The organism is Cupriavidus sp. D384, assembly GCF_001652915.1.
In the GTDB taxonomy this organism is placed as follows: Bacteria; Pseudomonadota; Gammaproteobacteria; order Burkholderiales; family Burkholderiaceae; genus Cupriavidus.
On record NZ_BBQI01000095.1, the window covers coordinates 134,553 to 153,998 of the forward strand.

General features: G+C 65.7%; 16 protein-coding genes. 1 reads left to right on the forward strand and 15 read right to left on the reverse strand.

Going from position 1 to position 19,446, the window contains the following annotated elements; translation table 11 throughout:
- Nucleotides 1-66: 66 nt before the first annotated feature.
- From A9J21_RS23170 to clsB, 5 genes are all read right to left on the reverse strand, one after another.
- Nucleotides 67-1,266 carry an acetyl-CoA C-acyltransferase gene (locus A9J21_RS23170; protein ID WP_066739616.1) on the reverse strand — a complete coding sequence of 400 codons (1,200 nt, stop codon included), beginning with the start codon at nucleotides 1,264-1,266 and terminating at the stop codon, nucleotides 67-69.
- 20 nt (nucleotides 1,267-1,286) lie between these two features.
- Complete coding sequence (locus A9J21_RS23175; protein ID WP_066739512.1) at nucleotides 1,287-3,713, reverse strand: 3-hydroxyacyl-CoA dehydrogenase/enoyl-CoA hydratase family protein; 2,427 nt, start codon at nucleotides 3,711-3,713, stop codon at nucleotides 1,287-1,289.
- Nucleotides 3,714-3,809: 96 nt separating this feature from the next.
- Nucleotides 3,810-5,597, reverse strand: a complete 1,788-nt coding sequence (locus A9J21_RS23180) for an acyl-CoA dehydrogenase C-terminal domain-containing protein (protein ID WP_066739513.1) — start codon at nucleotides 5,595-5,597, stop codon at nucleotides 3,810-3,812.
- Between the two features lie 90 nt (nucleotides 5,598-5,687).
- Nucleotides 5,688-6,278, reverse strand: a complete 591-nt coding sequence (locus tag A9J21_RS23185; RefSeq protein WP_066739514.1) for a TetR/AcrR family transcriptional regulator — start codon at nucleotides 6,276-6,278, stop codon at nucleotides 5,688-5,690.
- A 386-nt stretch (nucleotides 6,279-6,664) separates the two neighbouring features.
- Nucleotides 6,665-8,101 (reverse strand): cardiolipin synthase ClsB, encoded by a 1,437-nt coding sequence (gene clsB / locus A9J21_RS23190; protein WP_066739515.1) that lies wholly within the window; start codon nucleotides 8,099-8,101, stop codon nucleotides 6,665-6,667.
- 57 nt (nucleotides 8,102-8,158) lie between these two features.
- Between clsB and mobB the strand changes: the two genes are divergently transcribed.
- Nucleotides 8,159-8,671, forward strand: coding sequence for a molybdopterin-guanine dinucleotide biosynthesis protein B (gene mobB / locus A9J21_RS23195; RefSeq protein WP_066739516.1), 513 nt, complete (start codon nucleotides 8,159-8,161; stop codon nucleotides 8,669-8,671).
- 54 nt (nucleotides 8,672-8,725) lie between these two features.
- Here mobB and A9J21_RS23200 read toward each other — a convergent pair whose 3' ends face one another.
- From A9J21_RS23200 to A9J21_RS23245, 10 genes are all read right to left on the reverse strand, one after another.
- On the reverse strand, nucleotides 8,726-9,481 hold the full coding sequence (locus A9J21_RS23200; protein WP_066739517.1) for an endonuclease/exonuclease/phosphatase family protein: 756 nt from the start codon (nucleotides 9,479-9,481) through the stop codon (nucleotides 8,726-8,728).
- Nucleotides 9,478-9,966 (reverse strand): dihydroneopterin triphosphate diphosphatase, encoded by a 489-nt coding sequence (gene nudB, locus A9J21_RS23205; protein WP_066739518.1) that lies wholly within the window; start codon nucleotides 9,964-9,966, stop codon nucleotides 9,478-9,480. Before nudB ends, A9J21_RS23200 begins: the two co-directional genes overlap by 4 nt.
- Before the next feature lie 85 nt (nucleotides 9,967-10,051).
- Nucleotides 10,052-11,020 (reverse strand): hypothetical protein, encoded by a 969-nt coding sequence (locus tag A9J21_RS23210; protein ID WP_404851409.1) that lies wholly within the window; start codon nucleotides 11,018-11,020, stop codon nucleotides 10,052-10,054.
- Between the two features lie 200 nt (nucleotides 11,021-11,220).
- Nucleotides 11,221-13,029, reverse strand: coding sequence for an aspartate--tRNA ligase (aspS, locus tag A9J21_RS23215; protein ID WP_066739519.1), 1,809 nt, complete (start codon nucleotides 13,027-13,029; stop codon nucleotides 11,221-11,223).
- A 47-nt stretch (nucleotides 13,030-13,076) separates the two neighbouring features.
- On the reverse strand, nucleotides 13,077-13,772 hold the full coding sequence (locus A9J21_RS23220; RefSeq protein ID WP_066739520.1) for a DUF502 domain-containing protein: 696 nt from the start codon (nucleotides 13,770-13,772) through the stop codon (nucleotides 13,077-13,079).
- Between the two features lie 14 nt (nucleotides 13,773-13,786).
- Nucleotides 13,787-14,095 carry an FmdB family zinc ribbon protein gene (locus A9J21_RS23225; RefSeq protein WP_066739521.1) on the reverse strand — a complete coding sequence of 103 codons (309 nt, stop codon included), beginning with the start codon at nucleotides 14,093-14,095 and terminating at the stop codon, nucleotides 13,787-13,789.
- A 196-nt stretch (nucleotides 14,096-14,291) separates the two neighbouring features.
- Nucleotides 14,292-15,728 (reverse strand): sodium:solute symporter family protein, encoded by a 1,437-nt coding sequence (locus A9J21_RS23230; RefSeq protein WP_066739522.1) that lies wholly within the window; start codon nucleotides 15,726-15,728, stop codon nucleotides 14,292-14,294.
- A gap of 276 nt (nucleotides 15,729-16,004) precedes the next feature.
- Nucleotides 16,005-17,582, reverse strand: coding sequence for a ubiquinone biosynthesis regulatory protein kinase UbiB (gene ubiB / locus A9J21_RS23235; RefSeq protein ID WP_066739523.1), 1,578 nt, complete (start codon nucleotides 17,580-17,582; stop codon nucleotides 16,005-16,007).
- Nucleotides 17,583-17,639: 57 nt separating this feature from the next.
- On the reverse strand, nucleotides 17,640-18,317 hold the full coding sequence (locus tag A9J21_RS23240) for an SCP2 domain-containing protein (RefSeq protein ID WP_066739524.1): 678 nt from the start codon (nucleotides 18,315-18,317) through the stop codon (nucleotides 17,640-17,642).
- A 116-nt stretch (nucleotides 18,318-18,433) separates the two neighbouring features.
- Nucleotides 18,434-19,432, reverse strand: coding sequence for a Tim44 domain-containing protein (locus tag A9J21_RS23245; RefSeq protein WP_066739525.1), 999 nt, complete (start codon nucleotides 19,430-19,432; stop codon nucleotides 18,434-18,436).
- Nucleotides 19,433-19,446 lie beyond the last annotated feature (14 nt).

Consider the following 19,446-nt stretch of genomic DNA (forward strand, 5'->3'; position numbering starts at 1 on the left):
TCCATACATTTCTTCATCTGATCGAAGGTTGGGACAGCCCTCCCCCGGGCTGTCCCTGCGGCGCGTTCAGACGCGCTCGAAGATTCCGGCGGCGCCCATGCCCGTGCCCACGCACATGGTGACCATGCCGTACTTCAGGTTGTGGCGACGCAGCGCGTGCACCACGGTGGCCGAACGGATCGCACCGGTCGCGCCGAGCGGGTGGCCCAGTGCAATCGCGCCGCCCATGCGGTTCACACGGGCCGGATCGAGCTCCAGGTCACGCATCACCGCCAGCGACTGCGCGGCAAACGCCTCGTTCAGCTCGATCCACTCGATCTGGTCCTGCGTCAGGCCACCGGCCTTCAGCGCCGCCGGAATCGCGGCCTTCGGGCCGATCCCCATGATCTCCGGCGGCACGCCACGCACCGCGAACGATACGAAGCGGGCCAGCGGCACCAGGTTGAACTGCTTGAGGATCTTTTCGGAAACCAGGATCAGCGCGCCGGCGCCATCCGACGTCTGCGAGCTGTTGCCTGCCGTCACGCTGCCCTTGTTGGCGAACACCGGACGCAGCTTGCCCAGGCCTTCCACCGAGGTGTCCGGGCGCGGACCTTCGTCCAGCGAGATAGTACGCGTCCTGACGTTGACCTGACCAGTAGCGAGATCCGGAAACTTCTCAACTACCTCAATCGGGGTAATCTCGTCGTTGAACTCACCGGCCTGCTGCGCGGCGATGGCCTTCTGGTGCGAAGCCAGCGAGAAAGCGTCCTGGTCTTCGCGGCTCACCTTCCATTGCGTGGCAACCTTCTCGGCGGTCAGGCCCATGCCGTAGGCAATGCCCACGTTCTCGTCGCGCTCGAAGATCGACGGCGACATCGACGGCGAGTTGCCCATCATCGGCACCATGCTCATCGATTCCACGCCGGCGGCAATCATCACGTCGGACTCGCCCACGCGGATGCGGTCGGCCGCCATGGCCACGGCCGACAGGCCCGAGGCGCAGAAACGGTTCACCGTGATGCCGCCCACCGTATTGGGCAGGCCGGCCAGCAGCGCGCCGATACGCGCCATGTTCAGGCCCTGCTGGGCTTCGGGAATCGCGCAGCCAACGATCGCATCCTCGATCAGCGCCGGGTCCAGGCCCGGCACCTGGGCCACGGCGGCCTTCAGGATCGAGGCCAGCAGGTCGTCGGGACGGGTGTTCTTGAACGCGCCCTTGGGGGCCTTGCCAATCGGCGAACGGGTAGCCGCAACGATGTAGGCGTCTTGCAGTTGTTTCATGATGTCGGTTCCTCGTTGGCGGATTAGTTGCGCACCGGCTTGCCCGACTGCAGCATGCCCATGATGCGCTCCTGCGTCTTGCCGTTGCCCAGCAGGTCGATGAACGCCTTGCGTTCCAGCGCCAGCAGCCAGTCTTCGCTGACCAGCGAGCCCGCCTCCACGTCGCCGCCGCACACCACCTCGGCAATGCGCGACGCGATCAGGAAGTCGTGCGCCGAGATGAAGTTGCCGTCGCGCATGTTCACCAGCGACGCCTTGATCGTGGCGATGCCCGAGCGGCCAGCCACCGGAATCAGCTGGCCCGGCAGCGGCGCACGATAGCCGGCGTTAGCCAGCGCGCGCACTTCGCCCTGCGCCACGTACAGCAGTTCGTGGACGTTGTAGACGATGGTGTCGGTCGGCTGCACGTAGCCGATCTTCTGCGCATCCAGCGCGGACGTCGACACTTTCGCCATGGCTGCCGCCTGGAAGCGGTTGGTGACGAAGTTCAGGTAGTTCGTGCTGCCGGCAGCCTGCGCGGCCCTGGCCGCGGCAAGCGCGGCTTCCTTCAGGCCGCCGCCGGCCGGCACCAGGCCCACGCCCACTTCCACCAGACCCACGTAGCTTTCCATTGCCACCACGCGCTTCGCCGAATGCAGCATCAGCTCGCAGCCACCGCCCAGCGCGATACCCGACACGGCAGGCACCACCGGCACCGCCGCGTACTTCACGCGCATCATGGTGTCCTGGAACTTCTTCACGAACGGCTCGATGCCCTTGGCACCGCCCATCATGAAGGCCGGCATGGCGGCTTCCAGGTTGGCACCGGCCGAGAACGGACCACCCGGCGCGCCCAGTTGCAGCGACGTCGGCTGCCATACCACCAGGCCCTTGTATCCAGCTTCGGCCAGGTCCACGGCGCGCACGATGGTGTCGAGCACATCCGGGCCGATGGTGTTCATCTTGCTCTTGAACGAGATGATCAGCACATCGTCAGCGCCTTCGCTGGTCCAGATGCGCGCACCGTCGTTCTCCTCGATGGTCTTGCCTGCGCGGCGCGGATCGGCGGCATCGGTGCCCTTGATGGCGGCACGGAACACCTGGCGCCCGTACACCGGCAACGCGGCACGCTTGACGAAGCTGCTGGTGGCGGGCGACCAGGAGCCTTGCGCCGAATGCACGCCACCGTTGTCGGCCACGGGTCCCTGCAGCACCCATGCCGGCAGCGGCACATCGGCCAGCGTCTTGCCCGCCTCGATATCTTCCTTGACCCATTGCGCCACCTGCGTCCAGCCGGCGGCCTGCCAGTCCTCGAACGGACCCGAGTTCCAGCCAAAGCCCCAGCGGATCGCCAGGTCGATATCGGCAGCCGAGCCGGCGATCTGCTCCAGGTACACGGCGATGTACTGGAACACGTCGCGGAACACGGCCCACAGGAACTGTGCCTGCGGGTTGGTCGATTCACGCAGCAGCTTGATGCGCTCGGCCGGATCCTTCTTGAGCATGCGCACGACGATCTCGTCGGCCTTCTTGCCTGAATCCACATACTGGCCGGTCTTGGCATCCAGCACCTTGATGACCTTGCCTTCCTTCTTGTAGAAGCCGGCGCCGGTCTTCTGGCCCAGCGCGCCCGCATCCACCAGCCCCTTCAGCACGGCCGGCGTCTTGTAGACCGCCGCGAACGGGTCGCCGCCCAGGCCGTCCTGCATGGTCTTGATCACATGCGCCATCGTGTCCAGGCCCACCACGTCGGCGGTGCGGAACGTGGCCGACTTGGCGCGACCCAGCTTGGTGCCGGTCAGGTCGTCGACGATATCGAACGGAACGCCGAACTTCTCGGCCTCGGCGAACACGGCCAGGATCGAGAAGATGCCAACGCGGTTGGCGATGAAGTTCGGCGTGTCCTTGGCACGCACCACGCCCTTGCCGAGCGTGGTGGTCAGGAAGGCTTCCAGGCGATCCAGGATCTCCGGCTTCGTCGTGGCGGTCGGGATCAGCTCCACCAGGTGCATGTAGCGCGGCGGATTGAAGAAGTGCACGCCGCAGAAGCGCGCCTTCAGGTCGGCGTCGAAGCCGTCGGACAGCGACGTGATCGACAGGCCCGAGGTATTGGTCGCGAAGATCGCGTTGGGCGCCAGGTGCGGCGCCACCTTCTTGTAGAGGTCGTGCTTCCAGTCCATGCGCTCGGCGATCGCCTCGATCACCACGTCGCATTCCTTGAGCAGTTCGATGTCGTCCTCGTAGTTGGCCGCGCGGATCAGGCCGGCCTCTTCCTTGATGCCCAGCGGCGCTGGCGACAGCTTCTTGAGGTTCTCGATGGCGCGCGTGGCGATGCCGTTCTTGGGGCCTTCCTTGGCCGGCAGGTCGAACAGCACCACGGGCACGCGGGCGTTGACCAGGTGGGCGGCAATCTGCGCGCCCATGACGCCGGCACCCAGCACGGCGACCTTCTTGACGATGAAATTGGACATGCGCGCTCCTAGAGTCGTGAGCGTTTGAGGAGAGAGAAACTTGCTACGGGTGGGCTCCTCACTCCCGTTTCACGGGGGTGAGGAGACACCTCCCGATCAGAACAGATCGGCGTCCAGCGCCATCAGCGTGGCCGAACCGGCGCGTGCCTTGCGGATCTCGGCGGCGGTTTCGGGCAGCAGCTTGGCGAAGTAGAAACGCGCCGTGGCCAGCTTGCTGACGTAGAACTTGTCGCCGCTGTCCTGCTTTTCGAGCGCGATCTTTGCCATGCGGGCCCAGAAGTACGAGAACACCAGGTGACCCACCACGCGCAGGTACGGCACGGCGGCGGCACCCACCTCGTCGGGATTGCCCATCGCCTTCATGCCGATTTCCATCGTGAGCTTCTGCACCTTGTCGCCGATGTCGGCCAGCGGGTTCACAAACTCCTGCATGGCTTCGTTCGTCCCCTCTTCCTCGACGAACTGCTGCACGATCTTGCCGAAAGCCTTCAGCTTGGCGCCCATGTCGCCCAGGATCTTGCGGCCCAGCAGGTCCAGCGACTGGATCGTGTTGGTGCCTTCGTAGATCATGTTGATGCGGGCGTCGCGCACGTACTGCTCCATGCCCCATTCGGAGATGTAGCCGTGGCCGCCAAACACCTGCATGCCTTCGTTGGTCGACGTGAACGCGTTGTCGGTCAGGAAAGCCTTGATCACCGGGGTCAACAGTGCCACCAGGTCGGCAGCCTCCTTGCGCACGGACTCGTCCGGGTGCGACAGTTCGCGGTCGATCTGCAGCGCGGTCCAGTAGCTGAATGCGCGGCCGCCTTCGACGTAGGCCTTCTGCGTCAGCAGCATACGGCGCACGTCCGGATGCACGATGATCGGGTCAGCTGCCTTCTCGGGCGCCTTCGGGCCGGTCAGCGCACGCATCTGCAGACGGTCCTTGGCGTATGCCAGCGAGTTCTGGTAGGCCACTTCGGTCAGGCCCAGGCCCTGCGCGCCCACGCCCAGGCGGGCCGCGTTCATCATCACGAACATCGCGTTCAGGCCCTTGTTGGCCTCGCCCACCAGCCAGCCGCGGGCACCGTCCAGGTTCATCACGCAGGTGGCGTTGCCGTGGATGCCCATCTTGTGCTCGATCGAGCCGCACTTGATGCCGTTGCGCTCGCCCGGATTGCCGCTGGCATCGGGAATGAACTTCGGTACGACGAACAGCGAGATGCCCTTGGTGCCTTGCGGGGCGTCCGGCAGGCGTGCCAGTACCAGGTGGATGATGTTCTCGGCCAGGTCATGTTCGCCAGCCGAGATGAAGATCTTGGTGCCGGTGATGGCGTACGACCCGTCTGCCTGCGGTTCTGCCTTCGAGCGCAGGATGCCCAGGTCGGTGCCGCAGTGCGGCTCGGTCAGGCACATCGTGCCGGTCCACACGCCCGACACCAGCTTGGGCAGGTAGGCCTGCTTCAGTTCCGGCGTGCCGTGCGCGTGCAGCGCCTCGTAGGCACCGTGCGACAGGCCCGGGTACATCGTCCAGGCCTGGCCGGCCGAGTTCAGCATCTCGTACAGCGCGTTGTTGACGATGATGGGCAGGCCCTGGCCGCCGAATTCGGGATCGCACGCCAGCGCCGGCCAGCCGGCCTCGACGTACTGCTGGTAGGCTTCCTTGAAGCCCTTCGGGGCGCGCACCACGCCGTCGCCGACGTAGGTGCAGCCTTCGCGGTCGCCGGGCTGGTTCAGCGGGAACACCACGTCCGCGCAGAACTTGCCGGCTTCTTCGATAACCTGGTTGATGGTGTCCGCGTCGATGTCCGCGTGTTGCGGCATCGCCTTGAGTTCGGCTTCTGCGCCGAGCAGTTCATGGAGCACGAACTGCATGTCGCGCAACGGTGCGGTGTACTGGCCCATCAAAGACTCCTTGGAGGTTTGCTTAGTGCCGCCACACGCGCATGTCGCACGCCCTGGAGGGGACGCGTGCGACCGTTGCCGGGGGGCGGCTCAGGTACGGTAAGACTGAATCAGTTTGTTGAGCGCGACCATGGCAAGTTCGGCACTGTCCGGCAGGCGCAGAAATCGGGCGTCGTGATGCAAGCCTAGTTCAAGGCTGTACATCTCGAACAGCATCAGGCGCGGATCGCAATCCGCACGCAGGTGCCCCTCTTCCCTGGCCTGGTCGATCGCACGCAACAGCGCGGCCCGCCAGATCGTGACGCTCTTGACCAGCTCGTCACGCACCGGGCTTTCCGCGCGGTCGTCGTACTCGACCGCCCCGCTGATGTAGATGCAACCCGTGGTCACTTCCTGGATGCGCTTTTCCATCCAGCGCCGCACCATCGACCACAGGCGAGGCAGACCGCGCGGCTCCTGCAGCGAGGGATAGAACACCTCCTGCTCGAACCGCCGGTGATACTCGCGCACCACTTCCACCTGCAGGTCTTCGCGCGAACCAAAATGCGCGAACACGCCGCTCTTGCTCATCTGCATGCGTTCCGCGAGCAGGCCGATGGTCAGCCCTTCCAGCCCGTCGCGGGACGACAGTTCCAGTGCGGCATCGAGAATCGCCACGCGCGTCATCTCACCCTTTCGCAAGGGCGTGGGCGCGGCGGCGGATTCAAGACGAACTGACTGGTGTCGCATGGTTTTCTCTCCGTTCTCTGCAGCATCCCGCGGATGCTGTTTCCTGGCTTGACGCTGCTTTCGGCAGGCGCCGCGACAGCAAACCGCCATCGCAAATGCACGAAGTCTAAGCCAAAAAAGAACGGTCGTTCAGATTATTCTGGCGAGGCCGACTGGCATCAAGTATTTAATTAGACCCGGGTTTCTAAACACACGGTGCCGGTGGGGCCGGCAGGTGGCGCGTTGCGGCGCATTGCAGCAAAGGCTTAAAAACCGCATCGGATCGCCGGGTGCGCGCAGCCGGCTGCGGCCGTCCTGTGGCAAGGCACCATGTTACCGTGTGACGCCCCGGCGGCGACTCAGTAGCGCCCCGTCACCCCGGCGATGACGACGCCGAGACGCAACACGTAGTAGGCCGCCCAATTGGCAAAGCGCCGCAAACGCGGCAGCCGGGCGTGCACTTCCGGCATCACACGTGCGCTGCGGTGGTCCATGGCGCGCTCCAGCCGGGTGCGCAGCGTATCGGCAAATGCGGCGTCATAGACCGCCACATTGGCCTCGCGCGCCAGCAACAGGCTGAAGGGGTCCATGTTGCTCGAACCCACCGTGGCCCACGTATCGTCGACCACCGCCACCTTGGCGTGCAGGAAGCTTTCCTCGTACTCGTAGATCTCCACGCCCGCCTCCAGCAGCCGCGCGTAGAGCGCGTGAGTGGCGCAGTGCTGGAGCCGGTATTCCACCATGCCCTGCAGCAGCAGCCGCACGCGTACGCCGCGCTCGCGGCAGGCCAGCAGCGCCCGGCGCATCTTGTGGCCGGGCAGGAAGTAGGCGTTCGCCAGGATCACGTCGCGGCGGGCGGAGCCCAGCGCGTACAGGTATTCCCGTTCGATGGTGCGGCGATTGCGCAGGTTATCCCGCAGCAGCAAGGCGGCGGGCACACCGTGGGGCTGGACATCGCCACGTGCCTGCCGTGCGCCACGCGTCAGCAGTTCCACCTCAGCAAACGCATTCGCGGTTTCGCGCAGGCCGCGCCGTTGTGCGATGCGAAACCAGAGCCGGGCCGATGCCAGCGCAATCTGCGCCACCAGCGGCCCGCGCACGCGCACCGCGAAGTCGTAGCGCGGCCCCAGTTCCGGCAGGTCCACCGGGCCGTGATTGTGGTCGTCGATGATATTGATGCCGCCCACGAAGGCCACCTTGCCGTCGACCACGGCAATCTTGCGATGGAGCCGCCGCAGGTGGCGCCGCGCAAACTTGAAGCCGCGCAGCGGCCGGTAGATCTCCACGTTGACGCCACCGGCACGCAGGCGGTGCAGCAGCGCTTCGGGCATGTCGCCGGCGCCAAACCCGTCGACCACCAGCCGGACATCGACACCGCGCCGGGCGGCGGCGATGAGCGCATCGCCAACGCGCGCACCTACGTCATCGTCGGCGTAGATGTAGGTCTCGACCACCACGTGCCCCTGCGCAGCGTCGATGGCCGAGATCAGCGCCGGAAAGAACTCCTGGCCGTTGCGCAGCAAGTCGACGAGGTTGCCGGGCACCGGACTGCCGCGCCGGCGCACCCAGTGCATCAGCCTGGCCTTGGCCTGGGACCCGGCCGTGCGCAGTTCATGGACCGACCCGGGCATGCCGGGCATGCCCGGCGCAGACGTGGGCGGCGCGGACGGCGCCGATGGCGCGGCATCGGCCGGGCCGGCATCGGGCGCATCGGGGGTGCGTGGCAATTCGGGTTCGGCGCGATCGTAGATCCGTGACATGGCTCGATTATCGACCAACGGGCGGCTCCTGCACATGGCCCGGCCGAACTCTGCTATTGTCGGGACATTGTGACGCCCAACAGGGAAAGCATTGTGAAGGTATTCGGTATCGCCGGTTCTTCGGGCAGCGGCAAGACGACGTTGCTGGACCAGTTGATCCCCCGCTTCGTGGCCGGCGGCCTGCGCGTCGCCGGCATCAAGCACACGCACCACGGTTTCGATCCGGATACCCCTGGCAAGGATTCGTGGCGCATGCGCCAGGGCGGTTGCGAAAACGTGGTGCTGGTGGGCGCCCGGCACCTGACGCTGATGCGTCATTACCCGGAAGACAAGCCGTCGCCGGAAATTGGCGAAGCCCTGGCCGTACTGCCGCCCGACACCGATCTGGTGATGGTCGAGGGCTACAAATGGAGCGATTTCCCCAAGCTGGAAATCTACCGGCCCGCCAACGGCAAGGCGCCGCTCTGGACCGAAGTGCCGGGCGTGGTGGCCGTAGCCACCGATGCGATGGACCAGGTGGCCGGACAGACCACGCTGCCGGTGATCGACCTGGCCGACGCGGACGCGATCTACCACTGGATCCGCGACTATCTGGCGGCGCACTGACACCTTGCCCGCAGGGCCCCGGGCGGGCCCTTTGCCACTTTTACTCCTGCCGCCTTACGCTTCCGGAATGGCCACGCGATGCGCCAGTTCGGCCATCAGCGGCACGTGATCCGAGCGCTCGGCCCACTCGCGGCCCGTCAGCGCCTGCGTCCGTTCGATCTCGAAGCCGCGCACGTAGATGCGGTCGAGCTGCCACCACGGCATATGGCTGGGAAAGGTGTGGATCCGCCCGTTCTTGGCATGGGCCGATTCCACGGCATTGAGCGTGTTACAGATGCGGGTATCGAGCTTGTGGTTCCAGTCGTTGAAGTCGCCGGCGATGACCAGCGGCGCATGGTCGGGCACCACCGACCGTACGCGCTCCACCAGCGCGCTGGCCTGCCGCACCCGGCTGCGCGCGAACAGGCCGAAATGCACGCAGATGAGGTGCGCCTCCACTCCGTTGATATCCGCCACCGCATGCAGCAACCCGCGCTGTTCGAAGCGGTGATCCGAAATATCAAGATTTTCCGACATCAGGATCGGATGCCGCGACAGGATCGCATTGCCATGGTGCCCGTGCTCGTACACGGCGTTGCGCCCGTAGACCGAATGCGGATAGGCATCGGTGGCCAGGTAGTTGAGCTGGGTGTGATCGGGGTCGAACAGTTCGGCGGCGATCAGGCGGTCGTTGCGATCCTGCACTTCCTGCAGGAACACGATATCGGCGTCCATCGACTGCAGGCCCGTGCGCACGCTCTGGATACGCGGCTTGCCCGTGAACCCCTTCACGCCCTTGTGGATGTTGTAGGTCACGACGCGCAGTTTCATCGCGCCACTCCCCGCACGGCGCCGGCCTCCACACCCTGCGCGCCGGCCATGCGCCACCCCAGCTGGCGCACCGCCTCGGCATTGCTGCTCGAAAAGCAGCGCTCGGCAGCCGCCTGCCAGGGCAGCCATTCGAACTGCAGGTGTTCACGCGGCGCCAGCGTCACCGGCAAGGGCTCGGGCACGCACAGGCCGAACCAGTGCTCGGTGTTCCGGGTGATGCCGGGGGCATAGCGATGACGCCACTGGGGGTAGATTTCGTAGTCGATCGTATGCCGCCAGTCGGTCAACTGGTAGCGGCTGGCAACGATGCCGGTTTCCTCGGCGACCTCGCGGGCGGCAGTGGCCGCCAGCGGCTCGTCTTCGGCATCGAGGCTGCCCGTCACCGATTGCCAGAAACCTGGCCGGTCGGCGCGCTCGATCAACAGGACTTGCAGGTCTGGCGTATGAATGACGACCAGCACAGATTCGGGAATCTTGTAGCGCATGGGGCGTTGGAAGCAACAGACCCCAAGCATAGCGCAGCGGCGCCAGCTTCGGCGTCCTCCGCTGTCTGAATACCGCGATGTGGAATCAGGCGGCTGTCTGCGCGCCCTCTCCCCGGGGCGTCAGGTAGTGCCCGCCGGGAACCGGGCTGGCAACGCCGTCCGGCCCCGTGCCGGGCATACCGCTCAGCCACGTATCGAAGACCTCGGGCGAGTCGCCATGGCCCCAAGCGGCGCGCAATTGCTGCATCAGCGGCGCCAGCGACTGGGTGTAGCGCTGCGCCGCCACATGGGCATGTTCGGCCAACGCATCGGTGCTTTCGCGCACCTGGGCGGCCAGTTCGGCGCGTTCCTGGCCGATTTCCTTCTCGCGCATGCCAAGCTGGTTGTATTTCTGGATCAGGAAGCGCTGGTAGTCGCCCGCCTCCACGCCTTGCGCGGCCTGGGCATTGACCTGTTCGAAGCGCAGCACGATGCTGGCCGTTTCCTGCTCGACATGGGCTGCCTCGGCGGTCACCTGCTGCAGCGCTTCCTGCAACCGAAGCGCCTCGCGCCGATGGGTCTGCAGGCGCGTTGCCTCGTCGTCAAACGTGCGTTGGGCGGTCAGGTAGGCCTGCACCACGGGCTGGGGCGCCACCACGAGCAGCGGGTCGGCGCCACCGGCGCGCCGGCCAGAAAGCAGGGCGTCTTCGGCCAGCCGCAGGTTGCCGAGGTCCTCCAGCCAGCGGCCTCGGGCCATGACGGTTGCCACGGTATCGAGCGCCAGCTTGCGCAGGGCCTCGGCACGCTGCGCTGCCACGGGGCCTTCGCCCTGCACGGGCTGGGAGTAATCCGGCAGCGGCTGCGCGTTCTGCACGGCATGGGCGATATCGGGCACGCAGGCGGCCACCGTGGTCGCCACCGATTCCGACATGGCCTGGGCCGACTTGCGCACCGCGCGGCGCAGCTCGAAGCGCGCCAGCAGCATCATGAGCAGCCCGGCCACCAGCCAGGTCAGGATGGTTTCCGCATGGGCCAGTACAAAGGCCCGGATTGTTTCCGTATCGAGTTGCAGCATCTGGTGTTGTCCTCCCACGTCACGACCGGCCTTTCGGGTGGGCCAGCTTCGCGCGCATCAGGCAGAAAGACAACATCTCGGGTGCCTTCGTTCCGGGTGGTAACAAATGGAAACGCATCCTTGCGCCGGAAACAAAAAAACCGCGCTTGCGCGCGGCTTTTCGTGCCGTAACCGGAATGATCCGGCGGCAGGTCGGGCAATCAGGCCGTGGTCTTCGGCTCTTGCGCTCGCAGGCGGATATGCAGTTCGCGCAGTTGCTTCTCGTCGACCGAGCTCGGGGCCTGGGTCAGCAGATCCTGGGCGCGTTGGGTCTTCGGGAATGCGATCACGTCGCGGATCGAATCGGCACCGGCCATCATCGTCACGATACGGTCCAGGCCGAAGGCCAGGCCACCGTGCGGCGGCGCACCATATTGCAGTGCGTCGAGCAGGTAACCGAACTTGGCACGCGCTTCTTCGGCGCCGATCTTCAGCGCGCGGAACACCTTGCTCTGCACATCCTCGCGGTAGATACGAACCGAGCCGCCACCCATTTCCCAGCCGTTCAGCACCATGTCGTAGGCCTTGGCGATGCACTTGCCCGGATCCGTTTCCAGATACTGCAGGTGCTCGTCCTTCGGGCTCGTGAACGGGTGGTGCATGGCGACCCAGCGGGCATCTTCCTCGTCGTACTCGAACATCGGGAAGTCGATCACCCACAGCGGCTTCCAGGTGTCCTCGAACAGGCCGGTGCTCTTGCCGAATTCCGAATGGCCGATCTTCAGGCGCAGCGCGCCGATGGCGTCGTTCACCACCTTGGCCTTGTCGGCGCCAAAGAAGATGATGTCGCCGTCCTTGGCTTCGGTGCGCTTGAGGATTTCGGCAATCGAGGCATCGTGCAGGTTCTTCACGATCGGCGACTGCAGGCCGTCACGGCCCTTTGCCACTTCGTTGACCTTGATCCAGGCCAGGCCCTTGGCGCCGTAGATCGCCACGAACTGCGTGTAGGCATCGATTTCGCCGCGCGAGATGGCGCTGCCGCCCGGCACGCGCAGGCCCACCACACGACCGTTGTCGCTGTTGGCCGGACCCGAGAACACCTTGAAGTCGACGTCCTTCATGACATCGGTCAGTTCGGTGAATTCCAGCTTGACGCGCAGGTCGGGCTTGTCCGAGCCAAAGCGGGCCATGGCTTCGCGGAATTCCATCACCGGGAACTTGGAGACCAGGTCCACGTCGATCGCGTTCTTGAACACGGTGCGCATCATGTCCTCGAACAGGTCACGGATCTCCTGTTCGGTCAGGAACGACGTTTCGCAGTCGATCTGGGTGAATTCGGGCTGGCGGTCGGCGCGCAGGTCCTCGTCACGGAAGCACTTGGTGATCTGGTAGTAGCGGTCGAAGCCCGAGACCATCAGCATCTGCTTGAAGATCTGCGGCGACTGCGGCAGCGCGAAGAAGTGGCCGGGGTTCACACGCGACGGCACCAGGTAATCGCGTGCGCCTTCCGGCGTGCTCTTGCCCAGCATCGGGGTCTCGATGTCGATGAAGCCCTGTGCGTCCAGGTACTTGCGCACTTCCATGGCCACCTTGTAGCGCAGGCGCAGGTTGTATTGCATCTGCGGACGGCGCAGGTCCAGCACGCGGTGCGTGAGGCGCGTGGTTTCCGACAGGTTGTCGTCGTCCAGCTGGAACGGGGGCGTGACCGACGGGTTCAGCACGGTCAGCTCGTGGCACAGCACCTCGATCTTGCCCGAGGTCAGGTTGCTGTTCTCGGTGCCGGCCGGACGCGGGCGCACCTTGCCCACCACGCGGATGCAGAACTCGTTGCGGATTTCTTCCGCAGACTTGAACATCTCCGGGCGATCCGGATCGCACACCACCTGCACCAGGCCTTCACGGTCGCGCAGGTCGACGAAGATCACGCCGCCATGGTCGCGACGGCGCTGCACCCAGCCCGTCAGGGCCACTTCCTGGCCGGTCAGTTGTTCGGTCACCAGACCGCAGTAATGTGTACGCATGGAAGACATAGGAGAGAGTCCCTGTAAAGCGCGGCCGCCGGGCAGCCGCGCGCAAATCAGTTGGTATGGGTGTCGGCGACTTCGTCGGCATCCAGCACGGCTTCGTCCGCGCGGGCATCGCCGGGGGCGCGGCGCGGCAGGTCGGTGGGCGCCACCACGCCCATCGACACGATGTACTTCAGCGCCGCGTCGACCGTCATGTCGAGCTCGATGGTGTCCGCCTTCGGCATCATCAAAAAGAAGCCGGAAGTCGGGTTCGGCGTCGTCGGCACGTACACGCTCACGTATTCGCCTTGCAGGTGATTCTGCACGTCTCCGCCCGGACGCCCGGTCAGAAACGCGATCGTCCACGACCCTTCACGCGGATACTGCACCAGCAGCGCCTTGCGGAACGCGTTGCCCGACGACGACAGCAGCGTGTCCGACACCTGCTTGACGCTGGTATAGATCGGGCCCACCACCGGGATATGGCCCAGCAGCGCCTCCCACCAGCGCACCAGGCGCTGACCGATGAAGTTGTGCGTCAGCACGCCCACCAGCAGGATGAACAGCAGGGTCAGGATGGCGCCCAGCCCCGGGATGCGGCGCCCGAAGATGTTCTCGGGCTGCCACGCCAGCGGCAGCAGCGCCATGCTCTGGTCCATCGTGCCGATGATCAGGTTGAGCACCCACAACGTGATGCCCAGCGGCACGAGCACAAGCAGACCGGTCAGGAACCAGGTCTTGATGGCGGATGTTTTCTTGGTGGCCACGGCTTGCCTGGCGCTCAGTTGCTGCTGGCGACCGGCGTGGCCGGTGCCGCCGGAGCGGCGGCCGGAGCAGCCGGAGCGCTATCGCCTGCCGGGGCAGCCGATGCCGCCGCAGACGCCGGGGCGCTGGTGCCGCCGCTGCCGCCACGGAAATCGGTCACGTACCAGCCCGAGCCCTTGAGCTGGAAGCCGGCAGCGGTCAGTTGCTTCTTGAAGGTTCCGGCGGTGCCGCAGGATGGGCAGTCCGTGAGCGGGGCGTCGCTCATCTTCTGCAGCACATCGCGCCCGTGGCCGCAGGCGTCGCAACGGTAGGCATAGATCGGCATGGTTCTTTCGTGGAATCTGAAACGTAAAGCGGGTAGATGGCAGCGCCCCGTCCGATCGACAAGGGCCGGCGCACGAAAATATACCCGCGCGGCGATGCAAAGCCTTGGATTATAAACCGTCGGCGAGGCGTCTACCGGCGGGAAATGGGGGCTTTCGGGGGCGTAATCGTCACGATTTCGCCCTGGCGCTCAAAAGTTAAGCAATATGCACTTCACGGACAGGCGGCCGGTCGCTGATCCATTGCGGCAGCAGCGACCCGAACACCATGCCACTGATCGAGAACATCAGGCCCACCATCTGCGGCGGCACGGTGGCTCCGGCAAAGGCCACCTCGCAGGTCAACCACGAGGACAGGCCCAGCACGATGGCCAGCAGGCCGCCCTGGCGGGTGGCCGGCTTCCAGAACAGGCCGAAGGCCAGCGGCACGAACGCCGACACCAGCGTCACCTTGTAGGCGTTTTCCACCATATGGAAAATCGACAGGTGCGAATTCAGCGCGAACAGGGTCACCAGCGTGGTGAAGACCAGCACCACGGCCTGCATCACGCGCAGGAACTGCTTGTCGCTCAGATGGCGGAAATACGGGCGCAGGATGTTCTCCGCGAAGGTCACCGACGGCGCCAGCAGCGTGGCCGAAGCGCAGCTCTTGATGGCCGACAGCAGCGCCCCGAAGAACATCACCTGGGCGAACATCGGCGCATGGTTCAGGATCAGTTGGGGCAGGATCAGCTGCGAATCCGAATTGATGTACTTCTCGACCATCTGCGGATCGATCAGCGTCGCCGAGTAGGCCAGGAACATCGGGATGAACGCGAAGAAGAAGTACAGCACGCCGCCCAGCACCGACGCGCGGCCGGCGATCTGCTCGGTCCTGGACGACGTCACGCGCTGGAACACGTCCTGCTGCGGAATCGAGCCAAGCATCATCGTAAACAGCGCCGCCGCAAACCCGATGATCTGCACGAAGTCCAGCGATGGCAGGAATTCGAACTTGCCCGCCGCCGCCGCATGCGACACCACGGCGGTCACGCCGCCAGCCTGGCCGCTGACCTCGTAGCCGATATAGAGCATGCCGATCACGATGATGATCATCTGGATGAAGTCGGTCACGGCCACCGACCACATGCCGCCGAACAGCGTATAGACCAGCACGCTGGCCGCGCCGATCATCATGCCGGCCTCCTGCGACAGCGCGCCGTCCGACACCGTATAGAACACCAGGCCCAGCGCCTTGATCTGCGCCGCCACCCAGCCCAGGTACGACACGACGATGCACAGCGTGGTCAGCACTTCGGCCAGCCGGCCGTAGCGGTTGTGATAGTAGTCGCCGATCGTCAGCAGGTTCATCCGGTACAGCGGCCGGGCGAAGAACAGGCCCACGAGGATCAGGCAGAGCGACGAACCGAAGGGATCGGACACCACGCCCGACAGGCCTTCCTTGAGGAAAACGGCGGGGATGCCGAGCACGGTTTCTGAGCCAAACCATGTGGCGAAAACCGTGGCGGTGACGATGTAGAACGGCAGGCTGCGGCCCGCGACGGCGAAGTCGGCGGTGCCCTTGACGCGCAGTGCCGCCCACAGGCCGATGCCGACCGAGATAACCCAATAGATGATGACGAACCAGATCAGCATGCCGCTGCCCTATCCCAAATAGCCAGAAATGCCCTGGTGGCGAAAAACCGAATGCCGGCCGGATGCCTGGAGCGCCAGGCTGACTCCGCCCGGAGTCCAATTCATCGGTCGGGGCCGCGGGCGCCCGGGACGGGCATAGGCGGTCGTAGCCGAATCAAACCGCGGATTATAGCGACGCAGACTCCCCGGGACGAAAAAAATTCCCCCCGGCGCGGTCAAATCCCCACACTCGCACCGGCACGGTGCAGCGTGGGGCGCACGGCTCCAGGTGCAGGGTTACCAGTAGCCCGCCCAGGCCAGCGCCTGGACGATCACGATGCCCGCCAGGAAGCCGCCCATCAGCATCAGCGCGGTGGAGAGCCGGCGGTTGGTACGGCGCTGTTCGTGCACCAGCTGGGTCAGCAGGCGTTCCTGCTCACCGTTGTTCAGCAGCGCGCGGCGCTCCAGGAACTGGTGCGCCAGGCGCGGGAAGTCGGGCAGCATCTTGGCCCACTGCGGCGCTTCGACCTTGACGCGCTCCCACGCGCCCTGCCAGCCGACCTGCTCGTACATCCAGCGCTCCAGGAACGGCTTGGCGGTCTTCCAGAGGTCGAGATCGGGGTCGAGCTGGCGGCCCAGACCTTCGATATTGAGCAGGGTCTTCTGCAGCAGCACCAGCTGCGGCTGGATTTCGACGTTGAACCGGCGTGACGTCTGGAACAGGCGCATCAGCACCATGCCCAGCGAGATTTCGCGCAGCGGCTTGTCGAAATAGGGTTCGCAGCACGCCCGCACGGCCGATTCCAGCTCCTCGACACGTGTCTCGGGCGGCACCCAGCCCGATTCCACGTGCAGCAGCGCCACGCGGTGGTAGTCGCGGCGGAAGAAGGCGATGAAGTTCTGCGCCAGGTAGTTCTTGTCGAACTCGGACAGCGCGCCGACGATGCCGAAGTCCAGCGCGATATACCGGCCGAACGTCTCGGGCTGCACCGACACCAGGATGTTGCCCGGGTGCATGTCGGCATGGAAGAAGCCGTCGCGGAACACCTGCGTGAAGAAGATCTCCACGCCTTCCTCGGCCAGCTTGTGCATGTCCACGCCCGCCGCCTTCAGCGATTCGGTACGCGAGATCGGGATGCCGTGCATGCGCTCCATGGTGAAGACGCTGCTGGTACACCAGTCCCAGTACACCTCGGGCACGCAGAGCAGGTCGCTGTCGGCAAAGTTGCGGCGCAGCTGGCTGGCATTGGCCGCCTCGATCATCAGGTCCAGTTCGTCATGCAGGTACTTGTCGAACTCGGCCACCACCTCGCGCGGTTTCAGGCGGCGGCCATCGACCCACACGCGCTCCAGCCATGTGGCCATGTCGCGCATCAGCGCCAGGTCGCTGTCGATCACGGGCAGCATGCCGGGACGCAGCACCTTCACCGCCACCTCGCGGCCATGGTTCGGGCCGCCGCGCAGCGTGGCGAAGTGCACCTGCGCAATCGACGCACTGGCTACGGGCTGGTGCTCGAAGTTCTCGAACAGCGTCGTCAGCGGCCGGCCCAGCGATTTCTCGACGATCTTCACCGCCACTGCGGAGTCGAACGGGGGCACCTGGTCCTGCAGTTTCGCCAGTTCGTCGGCGATATCGGGCGGCATCAGGTCGCGCCGGGTGGACAGCACCTGCCCAAACTTGACGAAGATCGGCCCCAGGGCCGTCAGCGCCAGGCGCAGGCGTTCGCCGCGGGGCTGTTCCAGCTTGCGGCCGATGGTGATCACGCGCACCAGGAACTTGATGCGCCGGCTCTTGAAGCCGGACAGCACTAGCTCGTCGAGCCCGTAATACAGGATGACGAAGACAATCTTGCAGAGACGCAGCAGGCGGGTCATGCGGGGATTTTCAGAAGACTGCGCCGCGCGATGCGGCAGCGGAGAGTGACATGACGATCAACGATGGGCCGATGGAAGCTGGCCCGAAGCCTCCTCCCCCTGCCCACCCGAGCGTTCCAGGCGTTCCAGGCGCTTTTCCAGCCGCGCCAGATCATCCCGCACACGCGCCACGTCGGTGCCAAACCCGTCCAGCGCGGCATGGCGCACCAGGGTCGGCTGTTCGTCGAGCAGGTATTCGGTCACATTGTCGAGGAGCGCCCGGCCCACGCGCGTGGCGCTTTCATGCACCTGGCGCGCGCCGTCCACCATGCGCTGGGCCACGCTGTCGCTGACCGGGCCACCCATCACGCCACGCAGGGCGCGCGACAGGTCTTCGGCCGCATCCCAGCGCAGGTTGCGCGCCAGCGTCGACACGGCGTTGGCCAGCTCCGCATCGCCATCGATCCGCACATGGCGCATCGCGGCGGCCTGTCCGCCCTCGGCCACGTCGGCCACCACCAGCGGCCATTGCTGCAACGGCACAAGCAGCGTCACGGCGGGCGTATCGGTGTCTGCCGCCTGCTCGATGCCGCCCTGCTCCGTGATCCGCAGGGACAGCGCGAACGCCGCGGCGTCGAACCGGATGACGCGGCTGGCAAACGGCGCCAGCAGGCCGCAGGCCCAGGGCTCCTGTTCGATCAGGTGATTCAGTGCGGCGACGATCGGCGCGGCCAGGGGTGTCGGCAAGGCGTTCATGGCGTCCGGTTCCGGGCAGGTCTGCCCAACAAAAAAAGGCCCACGCGTACGTGGGCCTCCATTCTAAGCTACTCGGCCGCCGCTTCATGTCATCCATGCGGCGGCGGGCGCGGCGCTCAGGATTCCTGCTGGATACCTGCCAGCAGCCAGCCGCCGCCGGACGTCGACTTGGCCAGGTTCCAGACCTCGCCGAACGGCTGCGCCGCATCGCCGGTGTTCTCGCGGATCATGCCCGAGAAGCGCACGCTGGCAATGTGCTGGGCCGGCGTGTTCTCGATGCCGAGCAACTGGGCTTCCAGCGTGACCACGTCGGTCTTGTTGACCGCCTCGCCGCGCTCGGACAGGTCCATCTTGATCTCGGCGAACATTTCCGGCGTGGTGAATTCGCGGATGTCGTCCAGGTTGCCGGCGTCCCACGCGGCCTGCAGGCGCACATAGTGGACCTTGGCGTTGCGCAGGAAGGCTTCGGTGTCGAAGTCGGCCGGCACGCCCCACGGCTGCTGCACTGCCGCAGCGGCTGCACCGGCGGCCGCGCCGCCCATGACCGGATTGGCTGCCGCGCCGTTATAGCCGGCCGGCTGCACCGGTTCGGCCTGGCGCAGCGTCGGCTCGGCGTTGCGGGCCGCGCCGCCGAACGGCGAGCTGTTGCCGTTGCCGCCCATGCCGGCGTAGGCCGGCGTCTGCGAACGGGCCGAACCGCCGCGGAACTTGCGGAACAGCCACAGGGCGATCATCGCGATCACGGCGATCATGATCACGTTGGCCAGGAAGCTGGCCGCCGCGCCACCAAGGCCGAAGTGCGACAGCAGGTAGCCCAGGCCCAGACCGGCCGCCAGGCCCCCGAGCATGCCACCCCAGTTACGCTTCGGCGCCGCAGCCGCTGCGCCACCTGCAGCGCCGGCCGTTGCCGGGGCTGCCTGCTGCTGCGCGGGCTGTTGCTGGGCCGGCGCATTCTGTTGCGGCGGCGTAGCCTGACGCTGCTGCGTCACGCTGGACGATTGTTTGCCCACGCTGCGCGAACCGCCGAGGCGTTTTGCGTTGGCGTCGAGCGCTGCCCCCATGGCTACCGTCACCATCAGCGCGGCCGCCAGGAATTTTCCACGAAAAGAAGACATTTGAGCTTTTCCCC